Source organism: Solibacillus sp., from assembly GCF_040273735.1.
Taxonomy (GTDB): domain Bacteria; phylum Bacillota; class Bacilli; order Bacillales_A; family Planococcaceae; genus Solibacillus.
In genome coordinates this window covers 122,999-143,346 of record NZ_JBELZM010000010.1, presented here as the reverse complement: position 1 = coordinate 143,346, position 20,348 = coordinate 122,999, and the positions used below count along the sequence as shown (strand labels likewise).

The following is a 20,348-nucleotide window of genomic DNA, read 5'->3' as shown; positions in this document are numbered from 1 at the left end:
ATTGTGCCACAAGCTATACAAGCACTTTAAAAGAACATGGGATTAAAATTAGCATGAGTCGTAAAGGAGATCCCTATGACAATGCGTGTATTGAATCCTTCCACGCCACAATCAAAAAAGAATGGATCTATCGTAACCGTTTCGAATCCAAAAAAGAAGCAAGAAAAAGCGTGGAGTCATATATCGTAAGCTTTTACAATGAACGACGACGTCATTCAACAATCGGTTATTTATCACCAAACCAATTTGAGAGAAATCAACAGGAGTCTGTTTGTCAAAATGCCTCATAAAGTTCTCTTACAGGGTTTTCATCCCTCCATGCCCAGGTTTGGGCATGGAGGGATGAAAAGCAGAGCAACCGAAGGGCGGTAGCAAAAAAAGTCTCTTAACGTTTGTCCGAAATATTGACGGAAGACCACATGTTCTAATACCACCTGAGGATCTTCTAATACCTCTCTGACTTTTTCTAATAATCCATTGAATTGTTCTAATAAAAACCCAAGCTTTGTACTTCCCTAACAAATCCTTAGAGATTGGCACGCTATATTCTAAAATCGTTGTTTTAAATTCTATTATCGCTCCGAGTTTTTCTAATAACTCCCATAAATATTCTAATAAAAGCTCTGCAATAGCCAAAATTTACTTTAAATCTTAATTTGCCTTAATAGCTTCATAATAAATAAAATCTTTCAATCTATAGTGTCGGGTAATATGCCCCCTATCTTGCCTGTCACCCCATAAAAAAACAGCATCTCAAATATCGAGATGCTGCCTATAACTCGGAAATTATTTTTTCTTAATTGTAATTGTCCAAGAAGCTTCGCCTAATTGTTCGTAGTTCGTTACTTCATGGCCGTCTTCTGCTGCCCAGCGTGGAATGGATTCTGTGCCTTGAGTACAATCGAATTGTACTTCCAGCTCATCTCCTGTGTTTAATTCTTTAATTGCTTCTTTTGCTTCGATTAATGGAAACGGACAAACCATTCCTAATACCTCTAATGTTTTTTTCATGTAAATTCTCTCCTTAAGCACGCGCTGTTGCACGTTTTTTTGATGGACGCACAAATACGAAGTACGATGCTGTCCATGTACCCAAAATCATGAATAGTAAAGCAACCCAACCTGACCAAGTCATCATTGATGTCATTACAAGACCGTTCCCGATTGAACATCCGCCTGCAATACTTGCGCCGAATCCCATTAAAATACCGCCGCCAGAGCTGCGCACAACTGTTTTTGTATCCGGTGTACGTAAACGGAATTCACCGCTCATTTTCGCAGCGAAGTAAGAACCGAATAAAATACCCATAACAAGGAATACACCCCAGTTAATGATGTCTAAGTCGCCAGTTACTAAAAACTGTAGAATGTTTGCTGAAGGTGTTGTAATCCCTAAACCGAAAATACGTCCTGATGCAGCACTTAACGGCCAAGCTAATGTTGCGATCAAACCGATTAAAATTGCTGTCACATACGGATTCCAGCGTTTTTCGAATAAAATATGTGCCAAACCTGTTTTCTTAGGTTTCAAGCCTGGAATTTTCACACGTGGTTTGCGTAATTCACGGTAAACAATGAACGCCACCAATGCAACAAACGGAATGACTAAAAACCAGACATTAATGCCAAAAGTATCGGCAATTGAGTCAGTACCTACTACCGGTGTACGTGCATCAACTGTAAATTGTGCTAATGGGCCTGACTTCATAATAGCTGCCATTAACATGTAAAATGCCAATGCGATCCAGCTTCCGATTAAGCCTTCACCCGCACGATACCAAGTGCCTGTCGCACAGCCGCCTGCTAAAATAATCCCGATACCGAAAATAAATGCACCTGCAATCGTTGCCCATAATGGGAACTGACCTGCTGTATATTCAAACGCCCCTGCCTCAATCAGTAGGAACACACCTACCGCTTGAACTGCAATGGCTACTAATAATGCATAAAACATACGATTATCTTTTGCGATGTACATATCACGGAAACCGCCTGTTAAACAGAAACGTCCACGTTGCATCACAAATCCTAAAAGAGCACCACAAAGGATACCCGTTATTGCCATTTGCAACAAAATAATTCCTCCTATTTAAAACCAAGTTTATCAATAGGGATATAATATAATATAATACTACTATAATACAAGTATTTTGATTGAAATTAAGATAATCATATAATTTTAGTTGGTTTTCTCGTTTAAAGGACGAAAATGAATATATTTTATTAAGAACATACAAACCTGAATATTATTTTCAGAAAATTTATTTCTCTAATATTAAGAATCAGTGTTTCATTAACAGTTCATACTAGCCCGTACTTTTTCAGGAATCATTACGACCTCTGTTTTCAAATCAATAGAACCAAAGCTTTCATCGATGCATTCATCCCAGTATTCCAGATGTCTTTTATCAATCCAATGGGTGGAATCATCAACATCCACCCCACCTTTTCCTTGCACCGAATACCAGTATAAATATTCTTCACCATTGAAATGTTCGTGAAAAATTGTTTCCACATACATTTTTTCTCCCTCAAGTGTTACGAGTACATCTTCCATATGATCATTTAAAAAATCCATCCATTCATTTACTAAAGAAGTTTTCCCGGCTTTTACACGATATCGTGTCAGCTCTACCTTCATAGATAGCCCCCCTATTTTTTCACCCAGTACTCCGAACCATCGTCACTCCGCTCCATAAAGCCATACTCAATCAGATGACGGCGCAGTGATACAAAATCATCATGAACAGTCTTTAAAATTTCATTCACATCTTTTTCATGGTAGTGCTTCCCTTCTTCAAAACGCTTTAAAATATGCTGAAGGATAATGAGTTTTTTCTTTTCCTTACTTGGAATCGTTTCTATCCCCGCGTCCAACCCGTTTTTAAAATAGGTAGTCAGTACTTTTTCTCGTTCCTTCTGTTCGATACTATAACGTTCATCCACTTGTCTCGCCCCTTTATGTATTTGATAATGTTCAGGGTTTTTCATTAGCTGCATGAGGGCAATAAAAATTTTCGCCTGTTTTTCCTTTTCACGAAGTTTAAAGCGATGCTGACGAACTGTTGATACACTCGAAACATTGCTATCACTTACAATTTCCTGATCGGTTTTGCCTTCGAAAAAATGCTGCATCATTTCAATTTGAACATCTGACAACCCGCTCACTTTTTTATCTAAAGCAAGCAAAGCATGAAATGGTGAAATATGCGCCAGCTCAATATGCTTTTTAATCATGCCTTCCGCTGTCAGAAAACGATTGTCATACGGAAAGACTTCATCTAAATGATAGGACTGTTTACAAAACAAACATTGATAACATTCCTGTTTCATTTCAAAACCTTTTATAAGTGCTTCCGTTGAAATATTTTGAATTTCCAAAAACATCACCTCTATAACATTTATAAAATGCGTCATCATATTTGTAAACATTTTTATTTTTCGTTTACTAATATGAGTTATTCCCACTTTATAATTTTCTCCAAAGGAAAAATGGATTTTCTTTTGGATTTGATTGCTCCATGAATAAGAGGGTTGAATTCCCAAACGATCTATGGCATACTACTAGTAATTTACTGGAAAGGAAGATGAATGGCTGATGGATAAATAATTCTATTTTACACGTAAAAATGTATACGCATTTTCACATAAAATAGGATTAGTCTGCCCATTTATACTCCTTTAGCGATTTTAAAGGCTTATTTACGTATGATTACTAATCCTTCTGACTTTTTCAGAAGGATTTTTTATATATAAATATTCTTTGTGAATGCGTATACTTTCAAACCAAAATTTGGAGGTATGAATATATGCCAATAGAAATGAAAAACGTATCATTTAGCTATGATTTACTCGAAGAACCATTATTTAATAACATTAATATAACGATCGATAATACTTGGAAGCTTGGTCTGATAGGCCGTAATGGTCGTGGAAAAACAACTTTGCTTCATTTACTGCAAAACAAATTACCATACAGCGGAACAGTAACAAGTGATGAAGAATTCCATTATTTTCCCCTTACTATTCGCGATTCAAAAGTTAGTACGTATTATGCGATTGATGAGGTAATGCCAGTTGAGTTATGGAAGCTCGAACGGGAATGCCAGCTTTTGTCGCTTGATCAATCGTTGCTATGGATGCCCTTTGAGCAATTGTCAGGAGGCGAACAAACAAAAATAATGCTTGCTGCTGTCTTTTGTGAAGAAAACCGTTTTCTGCTGCTCGATGAACCGACGAATCACCTCGATATGAAAGGCCGGTCCATCGTTGCAAACTATTTGAAAAAGAAAAAAGGCTTTATCGTCGTCAGTCATGACCGTCAATTTATCGATGAAGTGGTCACACATATTTTGGCGATTGAAAAAAGCCAACTTAGCGTATACAAAGGAAACTTCTCAATTTATGAACAGCAGAAGAAGCTACAGGACGAGTTTGAACTCGAGCAAAATCGCTCATTAAACGCTGAAATCAACCGCCTGCAAAAAACGGCTCGCGAAAAGTCTAACTGGGCCGGGCAACGTGAAAAGCCTTCAGGTAATGATCCGTTCGGTAATGCCGTTGCAAAACGTATGAATAAACGGGCAAAAGCTATCGAAAAACGCACACAGGAAAAAATCGAGAATAAAACGAATCTGCTGAAAAATATTGAAATGATAAGCGATTTGACGATAAAATGTCAATTTAAGCATCGGAATCCTGTGCTTCGGGTGAAAAATTTTACGTTGAGTTATAGTGATCAACCGCTGTTCCAACCTATTTCATTTGAAATTTTCCAAGGAGAGCAAGTTGCCATTGTCGGACCGAACGGTAGTGGTAAAACATCACTTGTTCAATATTTACAAGGTACATTTTCCGGTACTGTAAACGGCGAAATGAACATGCCACAAGGGTTGAGCACAAGTGTTATCCGCCAAAATTATGAATATAATCGAGGGATGTTAAAAGACTATGCCTTTGAACAGCAAATCGACTACACATTATTTTTAAACAATTTACGCATTTTCGGATTAAACCGTGATGTTTTTCAGGTTCCAATCGAAAGTATGAGCATGGGTCAGCAAAAGAAAGTCGAATTTTCAAAGTCGCTGGGACTCGAAGCAGAATTTTATATTTGGGATGAACCGCTCAACTATTTGGATGTTTTTAACCAGCAACAGATTGAAAAAATGATCGCTCAATATAAACCGACGTTATTATTTGTGGAGCATGACGCAACATTTGTAAAAAACACCGCAACGAAAGTTATCGAACTTCTTCCTTATCGTTAAACTAAAAAAGAAACATTCCTTTATTTTTTGAGGGAATGTTCCTTTTCCTATTATAAACAAAACAAATCATAATCCTTTGACAGGTGCATCAAAAAATCGGTGCCTGCTACACTATTACCGACTTGATCAATTGCTGGTCCATAAATGCCGATGCCAATCGGACCTTTCAGTTGTTCTATTTCACCATTACGTACAATGGCAATGATTGCACCGGATACACCGCTCTTTGCCGGCAACCCAACAAACGCTGCAAATTTTCCGGATGCATTATACATGCCGCATGTGAGCATTAAAGCTTTTGCAATATTAATTACCTCTTTATTGCAGCAAGCTTCACTTTCTTTTCCATTAGTCGCAAAATAAAATGCCATTTTCGCTAAATCTGACACATTTACTGAAATCGAGCAGAGCTGTAAATAGACTTGAAGAGCTTCCTCAACATCTGATTTCAGGAAACCATTCGCCTGTAATATATAGGCGATTGCCCGGTTATAATCAGCTGACTGGTATTCCGAAAAATAGATTTCATTATTAATATGCACTTTCTTTCCAATCATTTGTTCTAAATAAGTCGTCACAGATTTCACTTTTTCGAACATTGTCTCACCTGGAAGTAACGAAGCGATCGTTATCGCCCCTGCATTGATCATCGGATTGAACGGCTTATTATTATGGCCTTCCAAGCGGACGATCGAATTAAATGAATCCCCTGTCGGCTCCACATCAACATAATCCATGATTTCCTCTATACCGTGGTGATTTGCAGCGACCATAAAACTGATTACTTTCACGACACTTTGAAGCGTAAAAGTTTCTGTACAATCACCTAATTCGATTTCCTGTTCTGCGCTTAGTAAACTTACTGCAAACAAATCACTATTTGCTGCAGCAAGTGCTGGTATATACGATGCGACCTTACCACCTGCTGTCATTTGCTTTGCCTGTTCATAAATATTTTGTAATTTGTTCATTTGACACTAGTTGACGTAACTAGCTGCTCACCTCCTCATTTTCTATCATATACTCTACATTTATTATTTCCTTTTTTCTGCTCGAATATATTGTATAATTTTAACATATATCCAAAACTATAAATTAGTAAAGATAGGTGATTATATGTTTCATCCATTGCAACGAGGAGATAAGATCGGCATTTTCTCACCTTCTGTACCGGCAACTGCTACCGCAAAATTGCGGTACATTCGCGGTAAAGAATTTTTGGAGAAAAAAGGATTTCACATTATCGAGGGAACTCTTACAGGTAAACAAGATGGCTATCGGTCAGGGACGCCAAAGGAACGTGCTGAAGAATTTAATCAGCTACTGAGAGATCCATCAATTAAAATGATCATGTCCTCAATCGGCGGTACGAATTCTAATAGCCTGCTCCCCTATATAGATTACGATGCGTTTAAAAATAATCCGAAAATTGTGATTGGCTACTCTGATACTACTGCAATTTTATTGGCTCTTTTTGCCAAAACGAATATTCCTACATTTTACGGGCCGGCACTCATCCCTTCGTTCGGAGAATTTGAGCCGCTTGTCCATGAAACATACAATTATTTTGACCGCTATTTTTGTCAACCAAGCGTTCCGTACTCGATTCCAATGCCACGTATATGGTCAGATGAAATGATTAACTGGCTAGATTATGAGAAGCCAAAAACACTGTACTCAAATAAATGGATCAGTATTCATGAAGGTGTTGTTGAAGGGCGTTTAATTGGCGGCAATAATAATACAATGTACGGCTTCATCGGGACAGCTTATTTTCCTGTTATTAATACGGGTGATATATTACTGATTGAGGATTCATTGAAGTGTGCGTCAACTGTAGAAAAGAATTTTGCGATGTTGAAATTGCACGGGATATTTGATAAAGCTGCAGGTATTATCCTTGGAAAACACGAGCTCTTTGATGATGAAGGGACAGGCAAGCAGCCGCTTGATCTGTTATTGGAACAGCTGGATGGTAAAATTATTCCTATTCTTGCCGATGTCGACTGTGCCCATACTCACCCGATGTTCCCTTTGGCGATCGGCAAAAAAATCCGTCTGGACACGATCAACCAATCGATTACTTGTATTGAACAATGGCTTTAACTATTAAGAAAATGTAATTGTACGAAAACTTCATCGTCATTAAAAAGGCTAATGAAGTAATTAATTAGCCTTTTATTGTATGTATCAGTTATCCTAAAACTCAAAAAAGAAAGCTACATCCTTTTCATCGCTTCATACTGTGTTGCCTGGTTGCGTCCATTTCGCTTTGATTCATAGAGTGCATCATCCGCATGTTCAAAAACAGAGCTCTCAGTATCACCCTTTTTAAATGTTGTACAGCCGATACTTACCGTTAACCGGCCAACTGATGGCCATATTGTTTTCTCAAACTGTTTAATCAACTGTTGGGCAATTTCAAACGCTTTCTCTTCATCTGTTTGGCCTAACAGTAAAATAAATTCTTCTCCCCCAAATCGTGCGGGAATATCCTGGTCACGAGCAGCTGTTTTCAATAGAACTCCTAATTGTGCTAAAACCAAATCTCCTATTGCATGTCCATATATATCATTCACCTGTTTGAAATGGTCAATATCCATTACGAGCAAGGAAAATGGAATTCCATGTTTATTAAACTGCTCAATATGGATTTGAAGCTTTTGATGGAAAAAACGGCGATTGCCAATACCGGTTAAGTTGTCTGTATTGGAAATATACTGTAGTTCTTCGTTCATTTGAATTAATTGCTGCTGTTTCTCTTCAATTTTTTTATTAATTTGCTGCAAATGTTCATGGGCGATTGTTTTCTCGTTATATGCTTCTTCCAATAATAGTTTCGCTTGTCGAACTTCACGCTCATATTCAATTCGCTTGTTCATTGGCATCATGACAATATCGACAAAATTCTCACCTTCCATATTGACTTGTTTTGCATTGACTAAACATGGCATTGTTTGTCCAGCAGCATTCTGTATGTTAATAAAAAGTTCATCTACAAATTGATACATTGCCATATTGGGATAAAAATACGAATGGAAAATTAATTTACTACTGGATGAAAACAACTTTTCAAGATGTTGTCCATATAACTCTTCAAGCCTGTAATTTGTCCATTGCAAAAATGTTTCATTTACATCAATAATTGTATATTGCTCGTTTGTATTGATATATCCACAAGGCAATTGAGCTAGACGTCTATCCATCGATGCATACGCCCCTATCCTTATTTTAAGTAGTTTAATATAATTTCTGCTGTTAATTTCGGGTCGCTTAAATGTGGATAATGCCCCCTAGTATCTAATATTACCAATTCATTGTTCGGAATATGAGCGCTTAAATAATAGCCTACTTCAATCGGTACAATACTATCATTCGCGCATTGCAGGATTAATGTAGGAATTTGCGTCTCCCCTAATCGATATCGTGAATCACTAAAGAAAGTGACTTCTGCAAACTGTCTCGCAATACTTGAATTCGTTGATACAAATGATTCTTCAAGTCTCTTTGTTAATGGTGAATCACTTGATTGATCCATTGCAATTGGGGCCATATAGCTTGCCCAACCTTCAAAATTCATTTCCATTGTTACAAGCAGTTCATCAATTTCACTTCGATCAAATCCCCCTTTATAATCTCCATCATTCAAATAATAAGGGGAAGGGCCTATCATAATAAGCTTTGAAAAGTATTGCGGCATTTTTATAGCAGCTAGCATACCGATCATCGAACTTACAGAGTGACCAATAAAAATAATATTTTTAAGATCGTATGTCTCAATAATGTCGATGACGTCCTGTACATAACCATCTAAGCTATTATATTTCACACTATCATATGCCGTTATATCGGAGTTACCAGCACCTACATAATCAAAAAGAATAATTTTGTACGATTCCTCAAAATAAGAAATTAAACTTTGCCATAAATTTTGATCACAGCCAAACCCATGCGCAAATAATAAAATTTGCTCTCCCTTACCCTTGATCGAAATATTATTTCTCTTTACAACGTTGACCAATGCGATGACCTCACTTATCAAATATTTATACTTCCTATTTTGGAACATATTTCATGAAATTTCTACTCTATTACATAAAAATCGCATTGTCAATGTGACAATGCGATGAATAATTTTCAATATTTCAATTTCTAATTTGCTACATTTTTTAACACATGGTTTCCAATTGCCACATAAACGATCACTGTTGCCCCAATAAAAGCATACAACATTTCAAACACCGCCCTATATACTGATAATAATTATCATTTTCATTATATATGCTCTGAAATTATCTGTCAATACAGCCTCTTTTAATTTTCTTCTATACATATACCGAAGTAACATGTTAATATGAATTAAAAGTCCAGGAAGGAGAAATTATTATTGAGTAATTCGATGCATATTCAAACTATTTTAAACGGGACAATACATTCACTAAAAACTATATTACCTATGATTATAGATGTTAAATCTCCTTCCATCATAAATGAACCTTATGAACAACTAGAGTTGGGTGTGCTTATAGGATTAGTTGGCGATATTAAAGGACGCATTATCATTGATGGCACACCGGAAAGTTTTAGTGCAATCGGCTCTGCGATGTTTGGAATGCCTTTAGAAGGTGCTATGCTTGAGTCTTTTACAGGCGAACTCGGAAATATGATTGCCGGTAATTTATGTACATACACAGTCCAACATGATTTGGAGCTTGATATTACGCCACCTACTGTAATGGTCGGACATGCGAAATTATACGGCTTCAAGCAAGCATTTAAAATACCAGCTACATTAGAAGGTATCGGGGATTTAATTATTCTATATACAATTGATACTGAAGAAGAGTAAATCATTATTGCCTTTTGTTGATCATTTCAATGAAAGGTTTTTTTATTTGAAGAAATTAAAGTATATTAGAATAATTCACTACTATATTTGAACTTTATAACTCCATTTCAGAAGATAAGATTTACATATTGGAAATTCAGCATTTTATTAGACAACTTTTCAAATTATATTAGAACATCACTACTACTTATTAGAAAATCCGCTCCGTCAAAGCAATTCTAAAACAAAAACCCCGCTCAAAACACTCGAACGGGGTTGAACACTATTGTGGGTCTACTGCTAAAATATTTGTGAAGTGAGATTTTACGCTTGCTTCTTCATTATTTAATAAAATATGAATGTCACCATGGTCATTCGAAGTACGAATTAAACGGCCCATTCCTTGTTGAAGACGAAGCTGCATGAATGGTAATTCAACTTCTTCAAATGGATTTTGTGCAAATGAACGTTTTGCATCGAACAATGGATCATGCGGCGGGAACGGCAAGTCGAAAATAATTACGCGCGTTAACGCTTCTTCCGGTAAATCCAAGCCTTCCCATAAATGATACGAACATAATGTCTTTACTTCACCGTTTTGGAACTCACGGACAATTGCCGAAAGCTCACGGTCTCCTTCAAATGCGATATTTAAGCGTTCCATTAAACCTACATTTGATTTAAAGTGATTCATTGCCTGTTTTGATTTAAATAAAATTAACGTCTGTTTACCATCTTTCAAAAGCTGCTCTACTTTTGCAGTTTTTTCGGATTGAGAAAGTTCATGTAAATAAATTTTCATCACTTCTTCGTAATCAAACGGTGATGGTACACTGAAGCTTTGGTATTGTTCAATGCCTAAGCTTGATGATATATAGCTGAAATCTTTATTCACCGATAGCGTAGCCGATGAGAACACGATTGGCATTTTTTTCGAGAATAATGTTTCGGAAAGAACATCGGTAATCAGGCGCGGCATAATGACGAGCGTCTCTTCTCCATCTGTATCCTCCAGCCAATCAACAGCATCTCCTTGTGCAACAAAAATACGAATTGCCGCAACATAATGTTCTAAAAACTCTTCCGCCATATTCAGCTCATATTCAGGAATCATGTAGAGTTCCGATTCAAAAACAAATTCTTCCAGCAGCTGGTCGACATATGCAATTACGCGCTCGCCCAATTGGATCAGTCGTTCTGACTTCACAATACGTTTACGGTCTTCTTCAGATTGAATGATATCTTCACGCAACTGGTCAAAAAACAGTTCATGGTGATCTTGTAAATGTTCCATCGCATATAATGTACGCTCACGGACACCATCTACCATTAATCGTTCCAGCAACTCTACGATCGTATATGCCTGAACTTTGTACGTTAATGCTTTTTGGGCTGCATATTCAAGTAAATGTCCTTCATCAAGGACCATCATTGAAACTTCCGGTAATAGCGGTAATTGCCCTTCACGTTCACGTGATTCCTTTGTCGCCAAATGCTCCATTAAAAAGTCTTGCGAACAAATGATAAGGTCCGTCGATTTACGGTAATGTGCACGGTGTAATGTTTGGCCGCAACGATTACGTAAATCACAAACCGCACATTGCATGATTGAATTGTAGTTTACTTTCTCCCAGTCTTCATCCGTCACTAACGGATAATCCGAGCGCTCCCCGTATGGCTGCACGGCAATCATACTGCCCTGTGCATACACCCCATCCGGAATTGAAAACGCAATATCATCAATCCACTCTTCTGTTTCCGTTTTTTCCGCTTCTTCAAAACGTTTTAAACATAAATACTGGTCACGTGATTTTGCAAGGCGGACATCAATATCCAGACCTAATACATCACGAAGTTTATGAATATCGCCGCCCTCTTTTACGAGCTGGTCGATTAAAGTTTCATCTGCACAGGCAATAAGTGCCGGTTTTCCTGTATAACGTGCATAGGATACAGCAGGTAATAAGTAGGCAATCGTTTTTCCTGTTCCTACACCAGCTTCCGCAAATAACACATTCTTTTCTTTTAAAGCTTGCTCTATTTGGTAAGCCATGAAAATTTGTTCGTCACGGCATTCAAATCCTCGTTCAGGCAATTCGTCATACAGGACATCGCCTAACCAATCTCCTAAAGAGTCGAAGAAAGTTTTCTCTCTCGATAATTCAAAAGGTAAAGATTTTCTCAAATGGATGTTCCCCCTCAATATGAGGCGGGAGGAACATTTACATTTCCTCCCGCAAATACTAACATTTTACAATTTAATAAAAAATTCCGTACTCATCATTATACAACGATTTACATAAAAAAGACTAATAATATGCAACAAAAAGAGCGTTCTCCGAAATGTCTTCTCGGACACGCTCTTCGATATTAATTTTCGCGCTTAGATTTTTGACCCCAGTACTGGTATAAATCTGTGCGGATGAATCCGTTAAATAATTTACGCTTTTTCGTCGCTTTTTTACCATAATGTACTTCTAAGTCTTCCATTGATGACAGCATGTATACTGACCATGTCGGGTAGTTTTGCATAACTTGACCAAACTGGCGCAGCATTTTCTCGATTTCTTCTACTTCACCGATACGCTCACCATATGGCGGGTTTGTAACAATAACCCCGTCTGTCAGCTTCGTTGTGAAATCAGTCGCCTGCATTTGCTTGAATGTCAATAAATCTCCAAAGCCTGCTTCAAGTGCATTTTCTTGCGCGATTGCAACCATTTTATGATCGATATCCGTACCGATGATCGTTAATTCCTGATCATAATTCGCTAAAGAATCAGCCTCATCACGGGCTTTATCCCAAATATCCTGCTTCATCCATGGCCATGATTCCGAAATAAATTCGCGGTTATAGCCCGGTGCAATATTTTGGCCAATCATTGCCGCTTCCAATGCAATCGTTCCCGAACCACAGAATGGATCTACGAACGGACGGCTTGGCGACCACTTTGAAATTTTCACTAATGCTGCTGCAAGTGTTTCTTTTAATGGTGCTTCACCTTGCGTCGTACGATATCCGCGTTTATGCAAGCCTACGCCCGATGTATCGATCGTTAATGTTGCCGTATCTTTTAAAATCGAAATTTCGATTTTAAATGTCGGACCGGACTCATCTAAAAATCCTAAACGTTTATAAGCAAGTTTCATTCGTTCAACAATTGCTTTTTTCGTGATTGCCTGACAATCCGGTACACTGAATAATGTCGATTTGACCGATTTTCCCGACACTGGGAAATTTGCATCCACCGGTAAGTATTTTTCCCATTGAACTGCTTTTACACCTTCAAATAGCTGGTCAAATGTTTTAGCAGGAAATTGGGCAACGACGATTTTCACGCGGTCCGCTACACGCAACCATAGATTCGTGCGAGCAATCGCCATCTCATCGCCTTCAAAATATACTTTGCCGTTATCGACCCGTGTTTCGTATCCTAGATCACGTACTTCTTCTGCTACAATTGCCTCTAGGCCCATTGCAGCTGTTGCAACTAAATTAAATTTTGTCATGCGTTTAAATCCTTTCTTGATGCTCGACTTCCCAAAATTGGATGAAGTCGATTAATTCTTCCATAGGCAATGGTTTACTGTAGTAATACCCTTGAATATAATCACAGCCCATCGATTTAAGCAAATCGACTTGCTGGCTTGTTTCCACACCTTCAGCTACTACTTTCATTTGCAGGCGATGCGCCATTTGAATAATCGCATCGACAATTGCCTGCTTATCATCAAGCGAGCAAATATGCTGAATGAAGCTGCGGTCAATTTTCAGCACATCGAGCGGGAATCGCACTAAGTAACTTAATGAAGAATACCCTGTCCCGAAATCATCGATCGAAAGCTTAAAACCTAATTGCCTCAGTTTTACTAGTTTACTCACTGTCTCCTGCGCACTGTTCATCACTGTCCGCTCAGTCACTTCGATTTCAAAGCTTTGTGCAGAAGCATTATTCCGCTCTAAAATTTTTTGAACCGAATCTAAGAAGCTTTGCTGCTGGAAGTGAATGCTCGAAACATTTACTGCAATCGGTACATTCGGGTACCCTGCCGAAACAAGCTGATGATAGCCTTCACATGCAAGCTCGAAAATCATTTCGCTCAGTGGGATAATTAAGCCCGATTCTTCGGCATGTTCGATAAATTCAGCAGGTGATACAAAGCCAAGTTTCTCGCTATTCCAACGTACTAATGCTTCGATTCCGACAATTCCGTTGTTTTCGGTGCTGATTTTCGGCTGGTAGGCAAGTGTAAATTCCCTGTTTTCAATTGCTTTACGGAGCTCACTATCAAGTGTCAGCACTCGATTCGAATCAGTTTCCAACCCGTCAAAGTAGAACGAGTAGCAATTACGCCCATTATCTTTCGAAAATGACATGGCACGATCAGCACGATTCAATAGTTGTTCTGTTGTCGTACCGTCCGCCGGGTAAATACTGATTCCCATACTTGTCGATATATAGACATCCTGATCATGAACTTTAATCGGCGCTTCAAAAACCCTGAGCACCTGCTCAGCAAATTTTGCAGCTTCTCTTGGATGTTGGATATTTGCTAATGTAATGACAAATTCATCCCCACCAAAGCGCGCTAAAATATCCTTATTTCTCACTAAAGTTTTTACACGTTTGGATACTTCCACCAATAACCGATCACCAATGGCATGTCCGAGCAAATCATTCACTTGCTTAAAGCGGTCTAAATCCAGAAAAAGAACCGCATGCTGTATCGGCATCACTTTGTTTTCTGTCAATTCCAGAAGTGTATTCATACGTTCAATATAGGCAAAACGATTGCACACTTCTGTTAATGAATCATGGAGAGCCCTTTTTTCAAGTTCGTCTTCTACGATTTTACGTTCAGACAAATCCGTAAAAATACCGCAGTAATTTGTAATCTTACCTGCATTATCTTTAATTGCTAGTATTGTCAGCCATTCGGGGTATAATTCACCCGTCTTGCGTTTATTCCAAATTTCACCTTGCCACATGCCTGCCTTGCCAATTTGTTTCCACATATCAATATAAAAAGCTCTGTCATGCACGCCAGACTGCAAAATAGACGGTTTTTTTCCTTGTACCTCTTCTAATTTAAAGCCTGTTACAAACTCAAAAGCAACATTAATCGATAAAATTCTTCTGTTTCGATCGGTAATCATAATACCTTCCGCAATATTTTCAAAAACTCTTTCGATTAATTCTTTTGGAAACTGAGACAATGCCAGTTCTTGCATGATGGATTTATTAGACTTCAATTCGCTCAAGACATATCACCCTTATATAAAGAACAGTTTTTATATATTCACTCCGACAGAAGCAGGTGTTGTTTTATAGATTTAGTTTCCTAATTCCCCGTCATGAACCTTTATTTTTGTATTTAAAATAATTTTTTCTACTAAGAAAGGCTCTCCACAAAAGAATGGAGAGCCCTTTTATATGTTCAAAAAAGCATCAATAATCAATAAGCCATGTTTTGTTCCTAAGTACTCAAACAGCTTGCGCCTCGTACGACTAGGTAGTAATCATCTATCTACGGCCAAGCTGACCGTCCCTCCATCCGTTCAATTCCTTCAGGAGAGTGCCCCTACCATAATTTGGGTTTCTCACTCATGGGGTTTACCTCGTTCCACCTTATAGTTTTCACTATAAGCTCCGTCACTGTGGCACTTTCAGGAAGTTTCGTCCATATCTAAAAGACTTAGGAGTTCCTTCCGCCGTCAAGAGAAATTCTCTTGCCTTACCTTATTTTTTCAGTAAGCACGAACACTACGGGCATCTCAGCACCGTGTGAGCATGGACTTTCCTCTACGACCTTAAAGTCGCAGCGATTACTCGAATATTGATGTATGAATAAAGTATACTGCAATAATAGAAAAAAAACAATATTCCCATGAATAGTTTAACTATTCGTAAAGCTTACTCCCGAAAACATGCTTCTCCAAGTTTGAAAGTCGCTTTAAAATATCGAAGTTTGTACTATTTGCTGTTGGAGCAGGAGCAACCGCGGATTTGCGGCTTGAGTTTGCCAGCTCTTGCTTTAAGCGCTCGTTTTCCTCTTCCAGGGAAGCAATCTTTGCAGTAAATGTGTCATAATCTTCACGAATCAGATCCAAAAATTGATCCACTTCGTCAATGTTATAGCCTTTCATGCTCTTTTTAAATTCTTTTTCCAATATATGGTCAGCTGTTAATTTAATATCCATTATTCCTCGTCCTTCCATCACGCTACTTCTTTGATTTATTATAGCATAGGTCAGACAAATGGGACGACTACATATCTTCTAGATGTCGAAAAATTTTTCATTATTTGTCGAAATAACTTTTATTTCTTTTATTGTCTAATCTACTAAGTCTTTTTTTCCAGTTTTTTTGCTGATTTTGAAGCTGTGTTTCTTTTTGAAACGTTATTTCAGGAAGTAAATTATTCCCTATTTCCGTATAAATGTATGCCTGCTCGTAGTCCTTTACTTTATGTTCATATAGCATGGCTAGTTGTTCGTATGCCTGCAGCTGTTTTCTGACAGGAATGGCAGGAAGCGCTGTTTGGAATGATTGGATCGCTAAATCCGTTTCTCCAATCCGCTTTAATTCATATGCTAAATAAAAATGCGCATAACCGGTATCTTTTATTTCGAAATGGCCCGTCACTGCCTGTAGTATTTCCGTACTTGTTTGCCGCTTTTTCAAATCCCCAAACCATTTTCCGATATTCGTATATGTTGTTGCCGATTCCGTTGATATATCATCAAACAATAAATTCGTCGAATGAATATACAATGTGATCAGCGACAGTAAATCCCATTCATTATGCAACAGTACTTTCATCAGCGTTTCCGCATTCCCGCTCTTAACCGCATCAAAATATATAATAGGTGCTAAATGCCCCGGTATATCCCCGATTCGGTAAAAGCCAAGCTTATCCTGTTCTACTTGGGTAAGCTTCATTCGTGATAAATCATCTTTCCAAAGTCGTTTCGTACTATGCAGCAAATCTATTTGCCGCTGTGATTTCAGGGGCGGCAAAAATTGCTGGTTCAACGTCCAGCGCACTTGAAGCTGCGGCCAGTCGAAACTTTTTCCGTTATAGGAAACAATCGTTACATTTCGCTGCCATAGCTTTGATTCAAAAAGAAGTGCCGCTTCATTCGAAGGGTCCGACAATACATACTGTGTGAGCGTAAAACCTTCATCATCCGCTTCCAAAAAACCGAGTAAAAAGATATGAGTACCCGCGCCTTTTAAACCGGTTGTTTCTGTATCAAAAAATACGATCGTTTCATCACCGCTTATGGCAAACGGATGGTCTTCGGCTTGGGACTTCCAGCGCTTTAAGGAAGGAAACAATTCCCCGAGCTTGTAGTCGCCGTGCTGATAATCAAATGGATAATGTACTTCCCGTTTAAAAAGCATGCCGAATTCATTTTCTACCAGTTCAAGCCCTGCCTGTTGCCATTGATCGCTGTATAAAGGCGGTTCAGGTTTAATGAATTTTGGTTTTTCTTTTTTTTGCTCCGTTTTTTTGCCTAGCAGTTTTTTCATTTGCAACAGCTTATTTTCATACGACATGTTCTCACATCATTTCGTTAATTAAAATATTTAACACTTTCATAACTTGTTTTTTGTTTTCTCCTAAACTATCCTGTGCACCAATGCATGAAGGACAACCTTGCTGACAAGGACAGTTCTCTACATGCTGTGCTGTTCTTTCAAGCAGCGAAAGTAAAACATCGTACACACGCTCACTCAAACCAATACCACCCGGATAACTGTCATAAATAAACAATGTCGGTTTTTCATTATGAACCGCTTTTACTTGCGGGACAACCGACACATCGGACCGGTCACAGTGGATAAATAACGGGATAAAGCTTCCCATTGCATAGGCAGCCCCTGTCAGCGCATCGGTCAGTTGTTCTTCCGACCAGTTATTCGGCAACTCAAAGCTCATCCATGTCGCATTTGTATGCATTTCCATTGGAGGAATCGAAATCGGACCTGATCCGATATTATCATGTGTATTAAAACGGATTTTCTTAAAGATGGTCGGAATAGCTAAAATGCTTACATCTCCGTAACTCACTGTCGAGTTTTTAAATGGTGCCGATTTATCTTCACTTAACACTTTCAGCTCGACAGCCAAATTCGCATCTGTAAAGTAGTCGACATCCACTTCTCGAACGAATGCCTTTTTCTCTTCCCAATCGAGCTTTTCGACCTGGAACTGAATACCTTGATGCAAATAGATGGCTTCTTCATGTAAAAGAGTCATTGCACTATAAGTATCCATTTCGCCGAGCACTTTCGTATTGGCGGGTGTTGAAATATCGATAATGACAACATTTTCCTGTGCAGCTGAGCGCAGTGAAATTTCATGCGCCGGAAATCTGTCGCTCATCCAATGCCATTTCGTGCTTGTTCGGACAAGCACACCCTCTTCTTCTAAATAGGCTAATAGTTCCTGAACTTCATATTCCCCATACGTATCTTCCATCGAAAATGGCAGTTCAAACGCTGCGCATTTTAAATGCTCCATTAAAATTAACAGGTTTTCCGGATTAATACGCGCTTCTTCTGGTGAACTTCCTAATAGATAACTAGGATTTTGGACAACATATTGGTCCAATGCCGTCGATTGCGCAACATACACAATGAGCGCCTCGTCCTGACGTCTACCTGCCCTGCCGGCTTGCTGCCACGCACTCGCAATATTCCCTGGGTAGCCGGTCATAATACATGCTTGTAATTGCCCGATATCGACACCCAATTCAAGTGCATTCGTACTGACGACCATCTGTATCGATCCTGTTCGCAAGCCTTTTTCGATTTCTCTCCGTTCACTCGGCAAATAACCGCCACGATAGCCTTGAATCGATTCGTCCATAATTTTTTTCGCTGTTAACGACTTTAAATACGTAACAAGCATTTCCACACGAACTCTTGATTTCGCAAAAATAATCGTTTGAATGCCCGCTTCAAACAAGCGCTTCGAAATATCGCGTACTTCGAGCACTGCGCTCCGTCTCACACCAAATGTCGGGTGGACGATCGGCGGGTTGTAAAAAATAAATGTCTTCTTACCGATAGGCGCACCTGATTGCTCGATCAGCTCATGCTTACTATTTGTCAGGCTTTCTGCTAGTTCTTTAGGGTTTTTGATTGTGGCACTCGTACAAATAAAAATCGGATTGCTTCCATAAAATTCGCAAATACGCTGAAGTCTTCTTATAACATGCGCAACATGTGAACCGAACACGCCTTTATACGTATGTAACTCATCAATGACGATATACTTCAAGTTTTCAAAAAGAGATACCCATTTCGTATGGTGCGGTAAAATGCCTGAATGCAGCATATCGGGATTTGTCATGACGATATGGCCGGCTTTCCGGATTTTTTGGCGAATGCCTGGTGCAGTATCTCCATCATATGTGTAACTCAAAATATCCTCATCCATCAGTTCAATCAATTCATTAAGATCTGATTTCTGGTCCTGAGCAAGCGCCTTTGTAGGAAACAAATAAATGGCGCGACTTGAGCGATCTTCTAAAATTTGCTGTAAAACCGGCAGATGGTAGCAATACGATTTTCCCGAAGCAGTCGGTGTAATCGCAGTAAAATGCTTTTGCTGTTGTGCATAGTCGAATGCTTGGCGCTGATGGATATAAAGCTGCTCAATGCCCCGCCCATGCAATGCTTTAATGATCGATGGGTGTAAATTAGACGGAAAATCTGCGTACTGGGCCTGCTTTTCATCAATCGTATGCATGGCGACAATATTCTGTTTCATTTCTTCATCATATTGCCACTCGTCGACAAGCTGCGAAATGGTTCTTTTCTTACTAAGCATCGTCTTCACCTTCCTCAATCTTTGTTGCGAGTAGCTTCAATGTGTATTGGGCAGATTGGATCGATTGGATAAACCGTTTTTTGCTCGTTCCTTTAAAGAAAGACTGTACAACAAATTGCTCCATAGCATCGGCTGCGTGGTCAATTTGTTGTACATATAAATTTTTTGGGTGCTGGCTTTTTATCCAATTTGTCGCATGCTGCTGCCATTCATGAATACGTGTATGGACTTCATCGACATGTGGCTTGACTTCACTAAAGAAATCCGGCTCCTTGTCTAAACGTCGCATTTCCTGAAAACGATGTAAACACGCATCACATTCTTCTATTAATTGGTATGTTTCATCTATTAATTGCATAAAGAGCACCTCGAGTAATTTCATCTGTTTTAACCTAGTAGCGTAA

General features: G+C 38.7%; 18 protein-coding genes and 1 other RNA gene. 4 read left to right on the top strand and 15 right to left on the bottom strand.

Annotated features, from left to right (window positions below; genetic code table 11):
• Positions 1-290, top strand: a 290-nt coding sequence (locus tag ABS917_RS11630; RefSeq protein ID WP_350479128.1) for an integrase core domain-containing protein, incomplete at its 5' end; no start/stop codon positions are given.
• Between the two features lie 496 nt (positions 291-786).
• Here ABS917_RS11630 and ABS917_RS11625 read toward each other — a convergent pair.
• The 4 genes from ABS917_RS11625 to ABS917_RS11610 form a co-directional block, all read right to left on the bottom strand.
• Positions 787-1,011: a sulfurtransferase TusA family protein gene (locus tag ABS917_RS11625; RefSeq protein ID WP_008404823.1), complete on the bottom strand. Its 225-nt coding sequence runs from the start codon at positions 1,009-1,011 to the stop codon at positions 787-789.
• Between the two features lie 13 nt (positions 1,012-1,024).
• The gene (locus ABS917_RS11620) at positions 1,025-2,074 is read right to left on the bottom strand and encodes a YeeE/YedE thiosulfate transporter family protein (protein ID WP_483316061.1); all 1,050 of its coding nucleotides are present in this window, start codon (positions 2,072-2,074) and stop codon (positions 1,025-1,027) included.
• A 219-nt stretch (positions 2,075-2,293) separates the two neighbouring features.
• The gene (locus tag ABS917_RS11615) at positions 2,294-2,641 is read right to left on the bottom strand and encodes a DUF6176 family protein (protein WP_350479127.1); all 348 of its coding nucleotides are present in this window, start codon (positions 2,639-2,641) and stop codon (positions 2,294-2,296) included.
• A gap of 11 nt (positions 2,642-2,652) precedes the next feature.
• The gene (locus ABS917_RS11610) at positions 2,653-3,387 is read right to left on the bottom strand and encodes a DUF2087 domain-containing protein (protein WP_350479130.1); all 735 of its coding nucleotides are present in this window, start codon (positions 3,385-3,387) and stop codon (positions 2,653-2,655) included.
• A 422-nt stretch (positions 3,388-3,809) separates the two neighbouring features.
• On the opposite strand from ABS917_RS11610, the gene abc-f reads away from it, so the two are divergent.
• Complete coding sequence (gene abc-f / locus ABS917_RS11605; protein ID WP_350479126.1) at positions 3,810-5,270, top strand: ribosomal protection-like ABC-F family protein; 1,461 nt, start codon at positions 3,810-3,812, stop codon at positions 5,268-5,270.
• 50 nt (positions 5,271-5,320) lie between these two features.
• Here the strand turns inward: abc-f and glsA are convergent, their stop codons facing one another.
• Positions 5,321-6,241 carry a glutaminase A gene (gene glsA, locus ABS917_RS11600; protein WP_350479125.1) on the bottom strand — a complete coding sequence of 307 codons (921 nt, stop codon included), beginning with the start codon at positions 6,239-6,241 and terminating at the stop codon, positions 5,321-5,323.
• A 145-nt stretch (positions 6,242-6,386) separates the two neighbouring features.
• On the opposite strand from glsA, the gene ABS917_RS11595 reads away from it, so the two are divergent.
• Positions 6,387-7,376 carry a S66 family peptidase gene (locus ABS917_RS11595; RefSeq protein WP_350479124.1) on the top strand — a complete coding sequence of 330 codons (990 nt, stop codon included), beginning with the start codon at positions 6,387-6,389 and terminating at the stop codon, positions 7,374-7,376.
• Between the two features lie 113 nt (positions 7,377-7,489).
• Here the strand turns inward: ABS917_RS11595 and ABS917_RS11590 are convergent, their stop codons facing one another.
• Together ABS917_RS11590 and ABS917_RS11585 are read right to left on the bottom strand one after the other, a co-directional pair.
• Positions 7,490-8,476: a sensor domain-containing diguanylate cyclase gene (locus tag ABS917_RS11590; RefSeq protein ID WP_350479123.1), complete on the bottom strand. Its 987-nt coding sequence runs from the start codon at positions 8,474-8,476 to the stop codon at positions 7,490-7,492.
• Between the two features lie 20 nt (positions 8,477-8,496).
• A complete protein-coding gene (locus tag ABS917_RS11585; RefSeq protein WP_483316062.1) occupies positions 8,497-9,291 on the bottom strand; it encodes an alpha/beta fold hydrolase in 795 nt (264 codons plus the stop codon).
• A gap of 366 nt (positions 9,292-9,657) precedes the next feature.
• Here ABS917_RS11585 and ABS917_RS11580 point away from each other — a divergent pair, with 366 nt between their 5' ends.
• Positions 9,658-10,119: a chemotaxis protein CheX gene (locus ABS917_RS11580; protein WP_350479121.1), complete on the top strand. Its 462-nt coding sequence runs from the start codon at positions 9,658-9,660 to the stop codon at positions 10,117-10,119.
• 262 nt (positions 10,120-10,381) lie between these two features.
• On the opposite strand, the gene ABS917_RS11575 is transcribed toward ABS917_RS11580, so the two are convergent.
• From ABS917_RS11575 to ABS917_RS11540, 8 genes are all read right to left on the bottom strand, one after another.
• Positions 10,382-12,283 carry an ATP-dependent DNA helicase gene (locus tag ABS917_RS11575; RefSeq protein ID WP_350479120.1) on the bottom strand — a complete coding sequence of 634 codons (1,902 nt, stop codon included), beginning with the start codon at positions 12,281-12,283 and terminating at the stop codon, positions 10,382-10,384.
• A 185-nt stretch (positions 12,284-12,468) separates the two neighbouring features.
• A complete protein-coding gene (locus ABS917_RS11570) occupies positions 12,469-13,608 on the bottom strand; it encodes a THUMP domain-containing class I SAM-dependent RNA methyltransferase (protein WP_350479119.1) in 1,140 nt (379 codons plus the stop codon).
• A 4-nt stretch (positions 13,609-13,612) separates the two neighbouring features.
• Complete coding sequence (locus tag ABS917_RS11565; RefSeq protein ID WP_350479118.1) at positions 13,613-15,361, bottom strand: putative bifunctional diguanylate cyclase/phosphodiesterase; 1,749 nt, start codon at positions 15,359-15,361, stop codon at positions 13,613-13,615.
• Between the two features lie 193 nt (positions 15,362-15,554).
• Positions 15,555-15,937, bottom strand: an RNA gene (rnpB, locus tag ABS917_RS11560) — RNase P RNA component class B.
• 63 nt (positions 15,938-16,000) lie between these two features.
• Positions 16,001-16,300 (bottom strand): cell division regulator GpsB, encoded by a 300-nt coding sequence (gene gpsB, locus ABS917_RS11555; RefSeq protein WP_079528712.1) that lies wholly within the window; start codon positions 16,298-16,300, stop codon positions 16,001-16,003.
• 100 nt (positions 16,301-16,400) lie between these two features.
• Positions 16,401-17,663 (bottom strand): ribonuclease H-like domain-containing protein, encoded by a 1,263-nt coding sequence (locus ABS917_RS11550; protein WP_350479117.1) that lies wholly within the window; start codon positions 17,661-17,663, stop codon positions 16,401-16,403.
• Between the two features lie 4 nt (positions 17,664-17,667).
• Positions 17,668-19,944, bottom strand: coding sequence for a DEAD/DEAH box helicase (locus ABS917_RS11545; protein WP_350479116.1), 2,277 nt, complete (start codon positions 19,942-19,944; stop codon positions 17,668-17,670).
• Positions 19,937-20,302: a YppE family protein gene (locus ABS917_RS11540; RefSeq protein ID WP_350479115.1), complete on the bottom strand. Its 366-nt coding sequence runs from the start codon at positions 20,300-20,302 to the stop codon at positions 19,937-19,939. The genes ABS917_RS11545 and ABS917_RS11540 overlap by 8 nt, the downstream gene beginning before the upstream one ends.
• Positions 20,303-20,348 lie beyond the last annotated feature (46 nt).